This is a genomic window from Allorhizobium sp. DMC15 (assembly GCF_056314065.1).
Genome location: NZ_JBQUZB010000001.1, coordinates 1304254 through 1321201 on the forward strand (window position 1 = coordinate 1304254; position 16948 = coordinate 1321201).

A 16948-nucleotide genomic window follows, 5' to 3' on the forward strand; every position below is an offset into this window, starting at 1 on the left:
TCCGCCCCTCATCCCCCTCCCGGAACTTTGCGCCGTAGGGGTTCAAATTCTGATTGATGTCGTTGGCCTAACCGGTTGCGGCCCATCGAGACCGTGCCGGAAACCAAGAATGTCAGCGTGTTCCGGCTACCGATGCATCTTTAAGGCCCAGACGACTGCGCAACGGCGAGAGTGCTCGGTCGGCTCAGCAATCATCGCTTCGAGATCGGTGGGCACAACTGCGGGGGATGTGCAGTGCGATCAGGTCGACCGCAACTGGTAGACTGCGTCACGCTGATGGTGCCGAGATGTTCTCCCGCAACGAAGCGAGCTTGCGTAGATGCTTTTCCAATTCGATGACGGTCGCAATGAGCCCGCAGACAAGGGCTGCGAGAATGATGCCGCATAAAAAGCCGAGCGCGATCATAAAGATATGGCCATCGTCTTCGACGGGAAAGGTATATCCCCAATAGGCGGCTTTAAGGATGATGAGCAATGCGACGAGAATGTTCGAAACCTCGAGCGTCTTGATCAGCGGGGCGGGCTGTGTTTGCGTTGTACTGGTGCCTTGCCTTGAGGTCGAGTCGGTTCTCCGAGGCGAGCCCCTTACACCCGCATAGTACTGGCCTGCTAGATCGTCACCTCCCTTGGAGCCTCCCATGTCCGTCAATGCGCATGTGCTCGGCATTGCCGAGAGCTGGATCGGCACGCCCTATCGGCATCAGGGGGCGACGAGAGGGGTGGGGTGCGATTGCCTGGGCCTCGTGCGCGGGATCTGGCGGGAGCTTTATGGCGAAGAGCCGGAGGTTGTTCCGGCCTATGCGCCCGATTGGGCGGAGCGGTCGGGCGAGGAGCGCTTGCTTCACGCGGCGGAGCGGCATTTTTCGGCCGTTGGATCCTTTAAGGAGAGCCGGCCGGGCGATCTCGTGCTGTTTCGTTTTCGCCCGCATTTGGCCGCCAAACATGCGGGGATTTTGGCGCGGATGGCGGATGCGACGGTTGGCGCCGCCGCGTCGGCCGGTGACCTGGATTTCTCGGCCGGCGGCGCGGTTGCCGGACCGGGCGCGGACTTGCTGTCGCACGGCGGGCAAAACGGCACTCCCGATGCCTTCATTCACGCCTATGAGCAATCGGCGGTGACGCGCTCGGCCCTGGTGCCGGGCTGGAAGCGCAGGATTGCCGGCATCTATCGGTTTCCGGAAAGGGTGTTCTGATGGCGACGATCCTGTTGCAGGCGGCGGGCGCCGCCCTCGGTTCGGTCTTCGGGCCGGTTGGCGCGATCCTGGGACGCGCGGCGGGGGCGGCCGTCGGCGGCATGATCGACCGGAGCCTGATCGGCGGCACGACCTCGGTGACCGGGGCGCGGCTGTCTTCGGCACGGCTGGCGGGTGCGAGCGAGGGCACGGCGATCCCGCGGCTCTATGGCACGGCGCGGCTGGGTGGCACGCTGATCTGGGCGACGCGCTTCGAGGAAGAGGCGGTGACCGAGCGCAGCGGCGGCAAGTCGAGCGGCGGCACGCGCACGACGACCTATCGGTATTACGCCAATCTGGCGCTGGGGCTCTGCGAAGGGCCGATTGCGGGCGTGCGGCGCGTCTGGGCGGATGGGCGCGAGCTGGACCTGACCGAGATCGAGATGCGCGTCTATCGCGGCACGCGGAGCCAGCCGGTCGATCCGTTGATCGCGGCCAAGCAAGGGGCGGACAAGGCGCCGGCCTATCGTGGGCTCGCTTATGTCGTGTTCGAGCGTTTGCCGCTCGATGATTTCGGCAATCGCATTCCGCTGCTGCAGTTCGAGGTGATGCGTTCGGTCGGGCAATTGGAAGATCAAATCCGGGCGGTGGCGGTCATTCCGGGTGCGACCGAGCATGGTTATGCGGTGACGCGGGTTTCGGATGCGCCGAAATCCGGCGAAAAGCGCTGGCTGAACCGCAACACGCTGGTGGCCTCGAGCGATTGGCAGGCCTCGATCGACGAATTGCAGGCGCTCTGCCCCAATCTCGAAGAGGTGGCACTGGTGGTGGCCTGGTTCGGCAGCGATCTGCGCGCCGGTGAATGCCGGGTGCTGCCGGGCGTGGAGGTTTCGACGCGGCGGCAGGAGAGCCGGGCCTGGCGTGTGGCGGGGCTTTCTCGAAGCCAGGCGCATCTGGTGAGCCGACATGACGGTGGGCCGGCCTATGGCGGGTCGCCGGATGACCGGAGCGTGATCGAGGCGATCCGCGACCTGAAGGCGCGCGGGCTGAAGGTGACGCTTTATCCCTTTCTTCTGATGGACATTGCATCGGGCAACGGGCTGCCCGATCCCTATGGCGGCGCGGAACAGGCGGCTTATCCCTGGCGCGGACGGATTTCGGCTCATCCCGTGAGCGCCGACAAGACGGCGGCGGCGCGGGCGCAGGTTTCGACATTTGTGACCCGCGCGGACGGCTATCGGCGGTTTATCCGGCATTATGCGGACCTGGCCGAAGAGGCGGGCGGGGTGGACGGCTTTCTGCTCGGGTCGGAGCTCAAGGGGCTGACGACAGTGCGGGATGCGGCAAACGCCTTTCCCTTCGTCGAGGCGCTGGTGTCGCTGGCGGGTGAGGTGCGGGGTATTCTCGGATCAGAGACGGCGATCTCCTATGGGGCGGACTGGAGCGAATATTTCGGCCATCAGCCGGCGGATGGCTCCGGTGATCTGTTCTTCCATCTCGATCCGCTCTGGGCGAGTCCGGATGTTTCGGGTGTGGGCATCGATAATTACATGCCCCTGGCCGACTGGCGCGACGCGGATCTGGAGGCCGAGAGCCCGGATGGATTTACCAGTGCCGACGATGCCACGGGCTTTGCCCGCATGCTGACGGCGGGCGAGGGCTTCGACTGGTATTACGCCAGCGAGGCCGACCGGCAGGCACGGCTGCGAACGCCGATCACCGACGGCGCCTATGGCAAGCCCTGGGTCTACAGGGTCAAGGACCTGGAAAGCTGGTGGAGCAACCGGCATTACGACCGGATCGGCGGGGTGGAGCAGGCTGCGCCGACCGCCTGGACGCCGCGCATGAAGCCGTTCTGGTTTACCGAGCTCGGCTGCGGTGCGGTCGATCGCGGGGCGAACCAGCCGAACGTCTTCGTCGACGCCAAATCGGCGGAAAGCGGGCGGCCGCATTTTTCCAGCGGCGCGCGATCCGACAGCCAGCAACGGCGCTTTCTCGAGGCGCATCTCTCCCATTGGGCGGATGGAGACCGGCCGGAGGGGCTGGTCGATCCGCAAAAGATCTTCGTCTGGAGCTGGGATGCCCGGCCTTATCCGGCCTTTCCGCAGGAGACGGGGCTTTGGGCGGACGGGCGCAACTGGCGCACCGGGCATTGGCTCAACGGGCGTCTCGGCACCGCGACCCTGGCTGACACGATCGCCGCGATCCTCGCCGATCACGGGTTTGCGGATTTCGACGTGTCGCAGGTGGCGGGGGATCTGGGTGGGTACGTGAAGGGGGACCTGACCTCGGCACGCGATCTGATCGAGCCGCTGATCGAACTGTTTCAGATCGATGTGGTGGAGGATGGCGGGAGACTTCGCTTTCGCACGCGCGGTAACGCCAGTCTGCCGGCAAGGGAGATTGCCGTGCTGGCGGATATCCCGGACCAGCCGCTGTGGAGCGAGACACGCGGGCATGACAGCGATTTCGCCTCGGAAGCCTTGGTGACCTTCTACGATCCGGCGGCCGACTATGCCGAAGCGAGCGTGCGCTCGCGAAAGGTGGAAGCGGCGACCGAGCGGCAGCTGGCGCGCGACCTGCCGGCGGTCATGCCTGAGGAGACGGCACTCGCCGCCGCCGAAGGCTGGCTGCGCGACAACCGGCTGGCACGGCGGACGCTGCAACTGGCGCTGGGACCGGGCGAGATTGCCGTGCAGCCGGGTGATGTGCTGCGGCTCTCGGAAGGACCGGCGGGGCGGTTTCTGGTGAGCGAGATCGATGAGGGCTTCGAGCGGCGGCTGACGCTCAGGGCCTTTGCTGGGAAGGTGTCGGCGCAGGTGGCGGCCGTGGAGCCGGGGCGGGCGGTGGACAATCCGGGGGCGGCGGGTTTCGACCCGACGGCGGTGTTTCTCGATCTGCCGCGTTTGGAGGCGACCGCGACGACCGGCGATGCCTCCGTTGCCGCCTACGCGAAACCCTGGGTCAGGCTTGCCGTGTCGAGTTCGCCGGAGGTCGAGGGCTATCGATTGCGCCTGACGCTCGATCGGCCGGCGACGCTGGGTGCGCTGGTGGAGCCGCTGGCGCCGGGGGTGACAGGGCGTTTCGACCGGACCAACGGGGTCTTGGTCGATCTGCTGTCGGGAGCTTTGTCATCGGCGAGCCGGACGGCGGTGTTTGCGGGCAGCAATCTGCTGGCGGTTCGATCGGGTTCGGGAAGCTGGGAGGTTCTGGCTTTCACTGACGCCGAGGAGGTGGTCGCCGGACGCTTCCGGCTGACCGGCTTGCTGCGGGGGCTTTCCGGGACCGAGGATGCGATGGTGGCAGGCGCCGAGGCGGGGGCGGATGTCGTGGCGCTGGATCAGGCGGTGAAGCCCTTGGGGCTGGCGACCGCCGAGCGCGGGGCGGCGCAGAACTGGATCCTGGAGCCGATGGGGCTCGTCACGGATCTCTCGGGCCCGCATGTCTTCGACGGCGGCCTGAGGGCGGAGACGCCGTTTTCCCCGGTGCATCTGAAGGCGGCGAGGACCGGCGACGGCAACGTCCTGGTCTCCTGGATCCGGCGTGGCCGCAGAGATGCCGATGGCTGGAGCGAGGGCGATATTCCGCTCGACGAGGAGACGGAGCGCTATCGGGTCGAGATCTTCGATGGGGCGGTGGTGCGCCGGACGATCGAGGTGACGGCGCCGCAGTGCGTCTATGCGGCGGCCGACGAGCTCGCCGATTTCGGAAGCGCGCAGGAGAGCCTCAAGCTCAGCATTCGCCAGCTTGGCCGATTGGCAGCGGGCATTCCGACCGAAGCGCTTGTTTTCATTCGATGAACATCAACCCACGAAGGAGAAAGCCATGTTGGAGATGAAGCCTTGGTACCAGTCGAAGACCGTCTGGGGCGCGCTGATCGCGATCGGCTCGCCGCTCTTGCGCCATGCGGGTTTTGATCTCGGGAGTGCCGAAGAAGCGCAGCTGGCGGATGCGCTGACGACGCTGGCGGGCACGCTGGGCGGCTTGCTGGCACTGTATGGGCGGCTGTCGGCGACGAAGGGGGTGGGTGGGTGAGAATGCGCGCGTTGACGTCACCCTTTACCGCGTAAGGATTTTCCATTACTTTTCTCCTCCACAGAGGAGTTCGCCGCCATGAACCGGATCTTGCGCAAGGTCAGCACCATCACCGACAAGGGCCAGACCACGATCCCCAAGTCGATCCGGGATGCGTTGGGGGTGGGATATGGCGGGCGGATCGCCTTCAGCCTGGATGCTGAGAACCGGGTCTATGTCGAACGCGACGACGCTGAGGAAGAGGATCCGGTCTTGGATGGCTTTCTCGATTTTCTTGCCAAGGATATGGCCGCTCGACCGGAGCACGCCTTTGCCGAAATCCCGCCCGCTTTGCGGGCGCGGATGGCGGCGCTGACAACGGGGGTCGAGACCGATCTCGATGCGCCGATCGATGGTGAAGTCGAGCTCTGAACGATGGAGATGATCAACGGCTGGATCATCCGGGCGCATCCGTTGTTTCTCGACCAGTTGGAGCGCCTGACCGCAGCCGTCGAGCGCGAGGCGCATAAGAGACCTGAGACGTTTCGCTCGGGTGCCAATGCCAAGCTCTTGGCGGCGCTGCAGAAGCTGATGTTCGAGACCATCCCGGCTGATCCGGCCTCGCCGGCCTTCCGCCAAGGGGGGACGCTTGGACCGGAGCGCAAGCACTGGTTCCGGGCCAAATTCGGCAATGGCCGGTTTCGACTGTTCTTTCGCTACAGCTCGACGGCGAAGATCATCGTCTTTGCCTGGGTGAACGACGCGGAAACGCTCAGGAGTTATGGCGCACGCAACGATGCCTACGCAGTTTTCCGCGCAATGCTGGATGACGGTAACCCACCCGACAGCTGGAAACATCTGGTGGAAGCCGCGTCGAGCGATGTGGCTATGAAGCGATTTGCGCGGGCGAAAATGGCGAACGAGGGGTCAACCGGGGATGGGGACTGAGGTGCCACCCCACCTTTCGCATCCCTCCCATGACCAAGCATTCATTTGCCATTCAGAACGCTTGAGGTACATATTTTGCCGGAATGGGCGTTCAGACAGAAGAAGTGGCAATGGCATCTTTGACGAAAACCGCCGGGAAAAAGCTGAAGGCTCTGGCGCTGGCACTGAGCGTGTTCGCTTTGCCGGTCATGCAGGGCGATGCCATCGCCGCCGATTGCCGGGCGGCGGCGGCACGGGTTGTGGCCGAGGTCGGTGGGCAGTTGCTTTCGGTGCGCGAATCGGGCGGTGAATGCGTGATCGTCGTGCTGGTGCCGGGCAATGGTTCCGAGCGTCCCCGCAAGGTGACGATGCGGGTCGCCGAGTGATACCGAGAGCATTTCCGGCGACACGGGGTCGTCTTCAATGCTCTATCTTTTTGTTTTCATGCAATTCCGGACGCAAAACCGCTTCGCATTTTTGCTGGAATTGCTCTAAGCCGGCCGGATCGCCGTCTGCTGCAGCCTAGGGGAATTTCATGCGCATTCTCGTCGTCGAGGACGATGTCAATCTCAATCGTCAGCTGGTCGAAGCCCTGCAGGAAGCGGGCTATGTCGTCGACAAGGCGTTCGATGGCGAGGAAGGCCATTTTCTCGGCGAGACGGAGCCTTACGACGCCGTCATTCTCGACATCGGTCTGCCGGAAATGGACGGCATCACCGTGCTGGAGAAATGGCGTGCGGCGCAGAGGGTGATGCCCGTGCTGATCCTGACGGCGCGTGACCGTTGGTCCGACAAGGTGGCCGGCATCGATGCCGGCGCCGACGACTATGTGACCAAACCCTTCCATGTCGAGGAAGTGCTCGCGCGTATCCGGGCGCTGATCCGTCGCGCGGCTGGCCATGCATCGTCGGAAATCGTCTGCGGTCCCGTTCGTCTCGATACCAAGAGCTCCAAGGCGCTGGTTGACGGCGTGGCATTGAAACTGACCTCGCACGAATACCGGCTGCTCTCCTATCTCATGCATCACATGGGCGAGGTGGTGTCGCGCACCGAACTGGTCGAGCATCTCTATGACCAGGATTTCGACCGGGATTCCAACACGATCGAGGTCTTCGTCGGCCGGCTGCGCAAGAAGATCGGCGTCGACATGATCGAGACCGTGCGCGGCCTCGGCTATCGCATCCAAGCGCCCACGAAATGAAGCCCCGCTCGCTCACCGCGCGCGTCCTGCTGCTCGCCACCATCTGGTCGGCGCTCGGTCTTGTGACGATCGCGGTGGCGATTTCCGCCCTCTATCGACAGGGCGTCGAACGCGGCTTCAACAACCTCCTGCGTGCCCAGCTCTACAACGTCGTCAATTCGGTCTCGATCGGAGATGGCGACAGCCTGACCGGCTCGCCGGCGCTCGGCGATCTCCGGTTTTCCCAGCCCGGAACAGGCTGGTATTGGCTGGTCGAGCCGCTTGGCAACTACGCGACGGCGCCATTGGCGTCGGCCTCGCTCGGCGTTGCCAATCTCGCCGTGCCCGATGTCGAGCAGACCCCATTCGACGAGAATTACGAACGTTATTACGAGATGACCGACGATGTCGGCAATCGCATCCGCGTCGCCGAGACGGAAGTCGTGCTCGACGACCAGGGGCGGGCAGCGCGTTTCCGCGTTTCCGGCAATCTGGCGGTGATTGAGGAGGAGATCTCCTTCTTCGCCAACCGCCTTAACATCGCACTGGCCGTGGTTGGTATCGGCGGCCTGATCGTCAACGGTCTTGCCATCGTTTATGGCCTCAAACCCGTCGACCGCGCGAGGCGCGGGCTTGAACGCATCAGGCGCGGCGAGGCCGAGCGGATCGAGGGCGAGTTCCCGCGCGAGATCATGCCGCTGGCAAACGAGATCAATGCGCTGATAGACAGCAACCGCCGTATTGTTGAACGCGCCCGCATGCAGGTCGGCAACCTCGCCCATTCGCTCAAAACGCCGATCGCCGTGCTGCTCAACGAAGCGCGCACGCTGGACAAGACGCATGCCGAGGTGGTGGTGAGCCAGGCGGAGGCCATGCAGGCGCAGGTGGCATCCTACCTGAACAGGGCACGCATCGCCGCCCAGCGCGACAGTGTGCTCGCCCGCACGGAGGCTCAGCCGGCACTGGAGCGCCTTGTGCGCGTCATGCGCAAGCTCAACGACGCGGTCGAGTTCGAGCTGGACGTGGCGCCGGATCTCACCTTCGCCATGGAGCAGCAGGACGTTGAGGAAGTCGTCGGCAACCTCCTGGATAACGCGTCGCGATTCGCCCGCTCGAAGATCGTCACGCGGGTGACCCAGATTGCCCGGGAAGACGATGGCGCAACGGATGGTCGGCGCAGCTGGATCGAGATTATTGTCGAGGATGATGGCCCGGGTCTTGCGCCCGACCAGATCGGCGAGGCCCTGAAACGTGGTCGCAGGCTCGACGAGAGCCGCCCCGGGACGGGACTCGGCCTCTCCATCGTCAAGGAAATCTCGGGCGAATATCAGGGCAGCTTCGGCCTTTCGCGGGCCGCTATCGGCGGCCTTCGCGCACAGTTGATCCTACCGGCTGTGACGAAAGACACTGCGTGATTGATTTTCCTGTGAAATTACATAGTTGTATAAAACGGCCCGCAAATGCGGGGGCGGTAGGGTACGACCGCATCAACGCCCTTTGACCGGGGTGGTAGAAATGGCGTTTAGGCTTGGGCAGGTCTGATGGGTAAATCGCGCTTTGGAACTATGGCAGTTGCCGCTCTGGGTTCGCTCGCACTGGCGGGCTGCACCACGACGAGTGGCGGATCGGCCGGTTCGGTCAAGGCGGGCTCCGCCGTCTACATCGCCGCGCTTCAGGGGGGCATCGTCTCCCGGACAGGTGTGAAACTGTCGCGCAGCGAGACCCAGCGGGCGCTGGAAGCCGAGTATCGGGCGCTGGAAGCCGCTCCCGGCGGCCAACCCGTCACCTGGGCCGGAAGCGATACGCGCGGCGAGGTGATCGCCGCCGCACCCTATCAGGTGGGCAAGCAAAACTGCCGCCAGTTTACCCATAAGGTGGTGAGCGGGACGCGGACACTTGAGGCCCGCGGTGCGGCCTGCCGCAACGCCAACGGAACCTGGACGCCGCTGACCTGAGCCGCGCGGGTTCACAGTCTCAGAACGCGTTTCCGACGAAGCCGCACGGGGTCGCAAAGCACTTGATATCAAGGACCCCTTTTACACGGGCGCAGCAGCTTGCCGCTCTCCTACTTGACTTGGGTCAAGGATAGGCGTGGTTTGAGGGGGTAATCGGGTTTGCGGCCAAACGCCTCAACTTTGCGTCATGGCCCGTTTGCCAGTTGGAATGCACCCGCCCTTGCCGTAATTGAGTTTCATGTTGTTCTGGATCTTCTCCGCCTTGCTGACGGTCGCCGCTGCCGTCCTTCTGTTGTCTCCTTTGCTGAGGGCTTCGGCCCGCGCGACGCGTTATGACGAGGGAGAAGCGGCCGTTTATCGCGACCAGTTGCGCGAACTCGAGCGCGACAAGGCGCAAGGGCTGATTTCACCCGAGGAGGCGGAGTATGCCCGCGCCGAAATCGGACGACGCCTGCTGGCGGTGAGTGGACGAACCGGAGCGGGCACTGTCGACGCCGAGGTGACGGCGGCGACAGCGCCGGATGCCGAAGGCGAGCCCAGGCGCAAAGGGGGCGGCTACCGCCTTTCCCAGGCGTTCATTCTTCTCTGTCTTCCCTTGGTCGGCCTCGCCGGCTATCTCGAAATCGGCAGTCCCGGAACGCCGGACGCGCCGCTCGCCGCGCGCATCGAAAACCCCGGCGACGACGTTGATCTCCTGATTGCCAAGGTCGAGCGGCATCTGGCCGACAAGCCTGACGACGGCAATGGCTGGAATGTGCTGGCGCCTGTCTATTTCCGCGTTGGCCGTCTGGACGATGCCGAACTCGCCTTCCGCAATGCGATCCGCCTGCTCGGCGCCGATCCGGAGCGGCTGAACGGGCTGGGTGAAACGCTGGTGACCCGCAATGACGGGATCGTCACCGAGGACGCGGCGCAAGCCTTCGAGGCGGCGCGCAAGATGCAGCCGAACAATCCGCGCGCCGATTATTATCTGGCGCTGGCGCTGGAGCAGGGCGGCCGCAAGGCCGAAGCCCTCGCAGCCTTCCAGGAAATCGCGGCCGCTTCGCCGGCCAATGCGCCGTGGATGGAACTGATCAACCGTCACATCGCCACCAACAGCGCCGGCATGCCGCTGGCGAACGCGCCTGCGGCTCCTGGCTCCGGACCGGCAGCGCCCGCCAACCCGGCTGCACCCGGCAATCCGACGGCGGCCGACATCGCCGCCGCGCAGGACATGACCGAGGGCGACCGGAGCCAGATGATCCGGGGCATGGTCGAAAGCCTCGACCAGAAGCTGAAGGCCGATCCGAACAATTTCGAAGGCTGGATGCGGCTCGTGCGCTCGTATGCCATGCTGAAGGACAAGGCGCGCGCCGAGGCCGCCCTCAAGGACGGGCTGAAGGCTTTCCCGGCCGATGGTGCCGAGGGCCAGCAACTCATGGCCATGGCGCGTGAACTCGGCCTTGATGTCGAGGAGGTGAACCCATGACCCGCAAACAGAAACGTCTGGCCGTCATCGCCGGCGGCATGAGCTTCATCGTCGCGGCGGTGCTGCTGGTGATGTTCGCCTTCGGTCAGTCGATCGCCTATTTCTACGTGCCCGGCGACCTGCAGAAGACGGAAATCGCACCCGGCACGCGTATCCGGCTCGGCGGTCTTGTTGAGAACGGCTCCGTCAAGCGCGGCGAGGGTTCTACGGTGACTTTCACTGTGACCGATACGATCGGCGAGGTGCCGGTGACCTATACCGGCATCCTCCCGGACCTGTTCCGCGAAGGGCAGGGCGTGGTGGCGGAAGGCGTGTTCCGCGAGGGAGACCGCATCTTCGTCGCCGACACGGTGCTGGCCAAGCATGACGAAACCTACATGCCGAAGGATGTGGCCGACCGCCTGAAGGCGCAAGGGGTGGAACTCGGCGGCAAGGAAGTGGTCCAATGATCATCGAACTCGGCCATTATGCCCTGGTGCTGGCGCTCGCGACCAGCCTCGTCGTGTCGATCCTGCCGGTGGTCGGGGTGAGGCGCGGCGATGCCGCCATGATGGGCGTCGCGACGACGGGCACCTATGCGATGTTCCTGCTGATCGCCTTTTCGTTCGGCGTTCTGACCTGGGGTTACGTCGTCTCCGATTTCTCGGTGAAGAACGTCTTCGAGAATTCGCATTCGCTGAAACCGATGATCTACAAGATCTCCGGCGTCTGGGGGAACCACGAGGGCTCGATGATGCTCTGGGTTTTGATCCTGACGCTGTTTTCGACCATGGTGGCGCTGTTTGGCGCCAATCTGCCGGACCGTTTGAAGGCGAATGTGCTGGCCGTCCAGGCCTGGATCACCACCGCCTTCACGCTGTTCATCCTCTTGACCTCGAACCCCTTCATCCGCCTGTCGCCGATCCCGGCCGAGGGGCAGGACCTGAATCCGGTTCTGCAGGATATCGGTCTCGCCATTCACCCGCCGCTGCTCTATCTCGGCTATGTCGGCTTTTCCGTCTGTTTCTCCTTCGCCATTGCCGCCCTGATCGACGGGCGCATTGATGCAGCCTGGGCGCGCTGGGTCAGGCCCTGGACGCTGGCGGCCTGGGTGTTTCTGACGGCCGGCATCTCGATGGGCTCTTACTGGGCCTATTACGAACTCGGCTGGGGTGGCTGGTGGTTCTGGGACCCGGTTGAAAACGCCTCCTTCATGCCCTGGCTGGCCGGCACGGCGCTGCTGCATTCGGCGCTGGTGATGGAAAAGCGCGACGCCTTGAAGATCTGGACGGTGCTCCTTGCGATCATCGCCTTTTCGCTGTCGCTGCTCGGCACCTTCCTGGTCCGTTCCGGCGTGCTGACCTCGGTGCATGCCTTTGCCACCGATCCGACGCGCGGCATCTTCATCCTCGGCATTCTCGTGATCTTCATCGGCGGGGCCTTTTCGCTCTTTGCGCTGCGCGCCCCGAGCCTGAAATCCGGTGGCCTGTTCCAGCCGATTTCGCGCGAAGGCGCGCTGGTGTTGAACAATCTGATTCTGACCGTTTCGACGGCGACCGTGCTGATCGGCACGCTCTATCCGCTGCTCCTGGAAACGCTGACGGGCGAGAAGATTTCCGTCGGTCCGCCCTTCTTCAACCTCACCTTCGGCCTGCTGATGGTGCCGCTACTGCTGGCCGTGCCCTTCGGACCGTTCCTCGCCTGGAAACGCGGCGACCTTTTGGCGGCCCTGCAGCGGCTTTATGTGGCGGCCGCGCTGTCGCTCGTGCTCGGGCTCGCCCTCTGGTATGTCCAGAACGGCGGACCGGTCATGGCGGTCTTCGGCCTGGCACTCGGTTTCTTTGTCATCTGCGGGGCACTCGCCGATCTCTGGACCCGTGCCGGTTTCGGCAAACATCCTCTGACTACCGCCTGGAGCCGCCTGAAGGGCCTGCCGCGCTCGGCCTTCGGCACGGCGCTCGCGCATCTCGGCCTGGGCGTCACCGTGATCGGCATTGTCGCGGTCTCGACCTTCCAGACGGAGCGTGTCGTGGAGATGAAGCCCGGCATGACGGCGGAAGCGGGCGGGTACGTTCTGACTTTCGACGGCATGCGCGCCGCCAAGGGGCCGAACTATACCGAGGACCAGGGTCATTTCACCATCCGCAAGGCGGGGGTCGAGGTGGCGGATGTCTGGTCGTCGAAGCGGCTCTATCCGGCACGGCGCATGCCGACGACGGAAGCCGGGATCGTGACCTTCGGTTTCAGCCAGCTCTATGTCTCGCTGGGTGATCCCATGGCGGATGGCGGTATCGTCGTGCGCATCTGGTGGAAGCCGTGGATCCTCTGCATCTGGTATGGCACGCTGGTCATGATGGCGGGCGGGATCGTCTCGCTGTCCGATCGGAGATTGAGGGTTGGCGCGCCGAAGCGGGCGAAGGTTGCGGTGAAGACTCCGCTGGAGGCGGCGGAATGAGTGTGGGCAAGAACCCCTCCCCAACCCCTCCCCACAAGGGGGAGGAGTTTCTGCGCCGCGTGCTGGCTTCGACGGCGAGAAGCGTGGCTTCCACGGGTCTTCTCCCCCCTTGTGGGGGAGATGGCCGGCAGGCCAGAGGGGGACTTAGGGCCGCGTTCCTCATGCTCGCGCTCCTGCTCACGCCGATCCATGCCTTTGCCGTGAACCCGGACGAGGTGCTGGCCGACCCGGTGCTCGAACACCGGGCGCGCACCATCTCGGCGGAACTGCGCTGCATGGTCTGCCAGAACCAGTCGATCGACGACAGTAATGCCGAACTGGCGCGCGACCTGCGCGTCGTTGTGCGCGAGCGGCTGGTGAATGGTGATACGGACGAGCAGGTGCTCGACTATGTCGTGTCGCGCTATGGCGAATTCGTGCTGTTGAAGCCGCGGCTGAGTGTCAAGACGCTGGCACTCTGGGGCGCTCCGGCGGCGCTGGTGCTGGTGGGGTTGATCGTCGCCTTCGTGTCCGCGAGACGTCGCGCGGTACAGCCGTCGGCAAAGCTTTCGGCGGAAGAGGAAGCCCGGCTTGGCAAATTGCTCGACGGGGAATGATCAGGGCAGTTCGAAGTCTGTGTCGTCGTCGAGCGGCAGTTCGGGCGGTTTCTCTCGACCGTGGCGGATCGTCAGGATCACGATCCTGGAAGTGTCCATCTCATAGTGAATGAGATAATCGCCCAGGACGAAGCGCCTTGCGTTTCGGAAGGGGAGATCTGTCGCCTCCTGCCCCATCAGTGGAAATTGCGCGAGCGCTTTGACGAACTGGTTCAAGTCGTGGCGGAACCGGTCGGCTGCTGCCCGGTTTCGTTCTCTTAAGTAAGCTCCTTCCCGCGCCACATAGGCTCTGGCATTAGGCGAGAAGGTGATTTTCACGCCGCAGCGCCCTTGATGATGGCGTCGAGCTCGGCGAGCACATCTTCAGCGTCTATGCCCTCACCATTGGCGACGGACTCGCGAGCCTCCGCCAACTCCAGGATTTCACGGCCCTCCTGGGCCATGTAAGCCTTCAAGGCGCGAACCATGATCCAGCTGCGGCTGCGCTCGCAGGCGCGCGCGACCGCTTCGACCTCTGCCAGCAAGTCGACCGGGAGACGAAGGGTGAGAGGATCGGACAAGTTCTGTTTTGTCACGATATTTTCTCCAATTTGTAATACGAAGAATATCTGCGATCACTCCCCTCGTCAAATCCGGGATGCTCGGCCTTTGAACCTTCGCCAACATTACCAACAATTCATCCGCCGTACAGTTCGCCGTAACGTGACGCGGCCTATATCTCTCCTCATCCACCGCTTCCAACCGCCGGACAGTCCGGCGGCTCCAGTCAGAAGAACAGATGAAGGTAGATCCCATGTCGCAGATCAAAGGCCGCTCTTTCCGCTCTATCCTGAAGTCCTCCACCGCCGCCGGCCTTGCGGCCGTCACGCTCTTGACCGCAGCCCCCTTCGCCGCCGCCCCGGCATTTGCCGCCCCGGTTGAAGTCAACGCGCCGCAGGTGCCGAGCTTCGGGGATGTTGTGCAGGCAGTCCTTCCCGCCGTCGTTTCCGTCCGCGTTCAGTCGAACGTGCAGCCGGCCTCCAACGATGAAAGCAATTTTTCCTTCAATTTCGGCGGTCGCGGTTTCGACGAACTGCCGGACGATCATCCGCTGAAGCGCTTCTTCCGTGAGTTCGGCGGCCCCGGCGCCGGTCCGGAAGAAGGCCGTCCCGGCCGTCCGCCGCATGGCGACCATGGCCCCGGCCGTCTGCGCCCGACCGCTCAGGGCTCCGGCTTCTTTATCTCCGAAGACGGCTACATCGTCACCAACAACCACGTCGTCGACGATGGCGCAGCCTTCACGGTCGTGCTGAACGACGGCAAGGAATATGACGCCAAGCTGGTCGGCAAGGACAGCCGCACCGATCTCGCGCTGCTGAAGGTCGACGAGCCCAAGGTCAAGTTCACCTATGTGCAGTTTGCCGACGACTCGAAGGTCCGCGTCGGTGACTGGGTCGTCGCCGTCGGCAACCCCTTTGGCCTCGGCGGCACGGTGACCGCCGGCATCATCTCGGCCCGTGGCCGCAATATCGGCTCCGGCCCCTATGACGACTACCTGCAGATCGACGCGGCGGTGAACCGTGGCAATTCGGGCGGCCCCGGCTTCAACCTGAACGGCGAGGTCGTCGGTATCAATACCGCGATCTTCTCCCCCTCCGGCGGCAATGTCGGTATCGCATTTGCCATTCCCGCCTCGGTTGCCAAGGATGTCATCGCCAAGCTCAAGGACACCGGCACGGTGTCGCGCGGCTGGCTCGGCGTGCAGATCCAGCCGGTCACCAAGGACATCGCCGATAGCCTCGGCCTGGCCGAAGACAGTGGCGCCCTCGTGGTCGCCCCGCAGGCGGGCTCTCCGGGCGAAAAGGCCGGCATCAAGCAGGGTGACGTCGTGACCGCCGTCAATGGCGATCCGGTCAAGGATCCGCGTGATCTCGCCCGCCGCATCGCCGCCTTTGCCCCGGATACCACGGTCGATGTGTCGCTGTGGCGTGACGGCAAGGCGACCGAAGTGAAGGTGAAGCTCGGCGAACTGCCGGCTGACCAGTCGGCGAGCGCCGAAACGGAGAACAATGCCGCGCCCGCTCCGGAAGCAGAGCAGGAACTGTCGAGCCTCGGTCTCTCCGTTCGCCCCGCTGACGGCGGCAAGGGCCTGGCGATCGTCGATGTCGATCCCGACAGCGATGCCGCCGACAAGGGTCTGAAGTCCGGTGAGACCATCACTTCGGTCAACAACCAGGAAGTCTCCTCGGTCGCCGATGTTCAGAAGGTGATCGACCAGGCCAAGAAGGACGGTCGTACCCGGGCCCTGTTCCAGGTGGAATCGGACGCTGGCAGCCGCTTCGTGGCCCTGCCGATCAACCAGGGTTGATGCTGCATTGAACGAGGGCGCCGGCGGTCTTGGACCGGCGGCGCCCTTTTTCGTGTCCGGCGGATTGACCGCCACCACCAGGGAAAGGACGAAGCATGGGGATCGTGGAACAGGGACAGACGTCTAGCGGTGAAACCGGCTATACGCTGGCAAACACCGACGCTAATGTCGCCCACATGAAAATACTTGTCATCGAAGACGACCTGGAAGCCGCAGCCTATATGACCAAGGCCTTTCGCGAGGCCGGCATTGTCGCCGATCATGCGAGCGACGGCGAGAGCGGCCTCTTCATGGGGTCGGAAAATACCTATGACGTGATGGTGGTCGATCGCATGCTTCCGCGTCGGGATGGCCTTTCGGTCATCAGCGAACTGCGCAAGCGCGGCATCGACACGCCGGTGCTCATCCTCTCCGCGCTTGGCCAGGTCGATGACCGTGTCACGGGGCTTCGCGCCGGTGGCGACGACTATCTTCCGAAGCCTTACGCCTTTTCCGAACTGCTCGCACGCGTCGAGGTGCTCGGCCGGCGCAAGGGCAAGCCGGAACAGGACATGGTCTACCGCGTCGGCGATCTCGAGCTCGACCGGCTGTCCCACGAGGTGAAGCGCGCCGGCAAGGAAATCCTCTTGCAGCCGCGCGAATTCCGTCTGCTCGAATATCTGATGAAGAATGCCGGCCAGGTGGTGACCCGTACCATGCTGCTCGAACATGTCTGGGACTATCACTTTGACCCGCAGACCAATGTCATCGACGTGCACGTCTCGCGCCTGCGCTCGAAGATCGAGAAGGATTTTGACCGGCCGCTTCTGAAGACCGTGCGCGGAGCGGGCTACATGATCAAGGACGAAGGCTGAC

Annotated in this window: 18 protein-coding genes; 15 read left to right on the forward strand and 3 right to left on the reverse strand. The window is 64.0% G+C overall.

Going from position 1 to position 16948, the window contains the following annotated elements:
* Positions 1 to 268: 268 nt before the first annotated feature.
* A complete protein-coding gene (locus ACT53S_RS06455; protein WP_476066348.1) occupies positions 269 to 649 on the reverse strand; it encodes a hypothetical protein in 381 nt (126 codons plus the stop codon).
* Here ACT53S_RS06455 and ACT53S_RS06460 point away from each other — a divergent pair.
* The 13 genes from ACT53S_RS06460 (at position 639) to ACT53S_RS06520 (ending at position 13746) form a co-directional block, all read left to right on the forward strand.
* Positions 639 to 1193 carry an NlpC/P60 family protein gene (locus tag ACT53S_RS06460; protein ID WP_476066349.1) on the forward strand — a complete coding sequence of 185 codons (555 nt, stop codon included), beginning with the start codon at positions 639 to 641 and terminating at the stop codon, positions 1191 to 1193. The two genes, ACT53S_RS06455 and ACT53S_RS06460, sit on opposite strands and share 11 nt — an antisense overlap.
* A complete protein-coding gene (locus ACT53S_RS06465; protein WP_476066350.1) occupies positions 1193 to 4972 on the forward strand; it encodes a baseplate multidomain protein megatron in 3780 nt (1259 codons plus the stop codon). Before ACT53S_RS06460 ends, ACT53S_RS06465 begins: the two co-directional genes overlap by 1 nt.
* Before the next feature lie 25 nt (positions 4973 to 4997).
* Positions 4998 to 5207 (forward strand): hypothetical protein, encoded by a 210-nt coding sequence (locus ACT53S_RS06470; RefSeq protein ID WP_476066351.1) that lies wholly within the window; start codon positions 4998 to 5000, stop codon positions 5205 to 5207.
* A 78-nt stretch (positions 5208 to 5285) separates the two neighbouring features.
* The gene (locus ACT53S_RS06475) at positions 5286 to 5618 is read left to right on the forward strand and encodes a type II toxin-antitoxin system PrlF family antitoxin (protein ID WP_476066352.1); all 333 of its coding nucleotides are present in this window, start codon (positions 5286 to 5288) and stop codon (positions 5616 to 5618) included.
* A gap of 3 nt (positions 5619 to 5621) precedes the next feature.
* Positions 5622 to 6134, forward strand: coding sequence for a type II toxin-antitoxin system YhaV family toxin (locus tag ACT53S_RS06480; RefSeq protein ID WP_476066353.1), 513 nt, complete (start codon positions 5622 to 5624; stop codon positions 6132 to 6134).
* 110 nt (positions 6135 to 6244) lie between these two features.
* Positions 6245 to 6499, forward strand: coding sequence for a hypothetical protein (locus ACT53S_RS06485; protein ID WP_113378512.1), 255 nt, complete (start codon positions 6245 to 6247; stop codon positions 6497 to 6499).
* 149 nt (positions 6500 to 6648) lie between these two features.
* Positions 6649 to 7314, forward strand: a complete 666-nt coding sequence (locus ACT53S_RS06490; RefSeq protein ID WP_113378511.1) for a response regulator transcription factor — start codon at positions 6649 to 6651, stop codon at positions 7312 to 7314.
* Positions 7311 to 8708 carry an ATP-binding protein gene (locus ACT53S_RS06495; protein ID WP_476066354.1) on the forward strand — a complete coding sequence of 466 codons (1398 nt, stop codon included), beginning with the start codon at positions 7311 to 7313 and terminating at the stop codon, positions 8706 to 8708. Before ACT53S_RS06490 ends, ACT53S_RS06495 begins: the two co-directional genes overlap by 4 nt.
* 126 nt (positions 8709 to 8834) lie before the next feature.
* Positions 8835 to 9248, forward strand: a complete 414-nt coding sequence (locus tag ACT53S_RS06500) for a hypothetical protein (RefSeq protein ID WP_113378509.1) — start codon at positions 8835 to 8837, stop codon at positions 9246 to 9248.
* Positions 9249 to 9486: 238 nt separating this feature from the next.
* A complete protein-coding gene (gene ccmI, locus ACT53S_RS06505) occupies positions 9487 to 10716 on the forward strand; it encodes a c-type cytochrome biogenesis protein CcmI (protein WP_476066355.1) in 1230 nt (409 codons plus the stop codon).
* Positions 10713 to 11165, forward strand: coding sequence for a cytochrome c maturation protein CcmE (gene ccmE, locus ACT53S_RS06510; RefSeq protein ID WP_476066356.1), 453 nt, complete (start codon positions 10713 to 10715; stop codon positions 11163 to 11165). Before ccmI ends, ccmE begins: the two co-directional genes overlap by 4 nt.
* A complete protein-coding gene (locus ACT53S_RS06515; protein WP_476066357.1) occupies positions 11162 to 13150 on the forward strand; it encodes a heme lyase CcmF/NrfE family subunit in 1989 nt (662 codons plus the stop codon). The genes ccmE and ACT53S_RS06515 overlap by 4 nt, the downstream gene beginning before the upstream one ends.
* A 161-nt stretch (positions 13151 to 13311) precedes the next feature.
* A complete protein-coding gene (locus ACT53S_RS06520; protein WP_476066358.1) occupies positions 13312 to 13746 on the forward strand; it encodes a cytochrome c-type biogenesis protein in 435 nt (144 codons plus the stop codon).
* Here the strand turns inward: ACT53S_RS06520 and ACT53S_RS06525 are convergent, their stop codons facing one another.
* Together ACT53S_RS06525 and ACT53S_RS06530 are read right to left on the reverse strand one after the other, a co-directional pair.
* Positions 13747 to 14064, reverse strand: coding sequence for a type II toxin-antitoxin system RelE/ParE family toxin (locus ACT53S_RS06525; protein ID WP_142069915.1), 318 nt, complete (start codon positions 14062 to 14064; stop codon positions 13747 to 13749).
* Complete coding sequence (locus ACT53S_RS06530) at positions 14061 to 14321, reverse strand: CopG family ribbon-helix-helix protein (RefSeq protein WP_476066359.1); 261 nt, start codon at positions 14319 to 14321, stop codon at positions 14061 to 14063. The genes ACT53S_RS06525 and ACT53S_RS06530 overlap by 4 nt, the downstream gene beginning before the upstream one ends.
* A gap of 218 nt (positions 14322 to 14539) precedes the next feature.
* Here ACT53S_RS06530 and ACT53S_RS06535 point away from each other — a divergent pair, with 218 nt between their 5' ends.
* Together ACT53S_RS06535 and ACT53S_RS06540 are read left to right on the forward strand one after the other, a co-directional pair.
* The gene (locus ACT53S_RS06535; protein WP_113378502.1) at positions 14540 to 16093 is read left to right on the forward strand and encodes a Do family serine endopeptidase; all 1554 of its coding nucleotides are present in this window, start codon (positions 14540 to 14542) and stop codon (positions 16091 to 16093) included.
* A gap of 95 nt (positions 16094 to 16188) precedes the next feature.
* On the forward strand, positions 16189 to 16947 hold the full coding sequence (locus ACT53S_RS06540) for a response regulator transcription factor (protein WP_113378501.1): 759 nt from the start codon (positions 16189 to 16191) through the stop codon (positions 16945 to 16947).
* Position 16948: the final 1 nt, after the last annotated feature.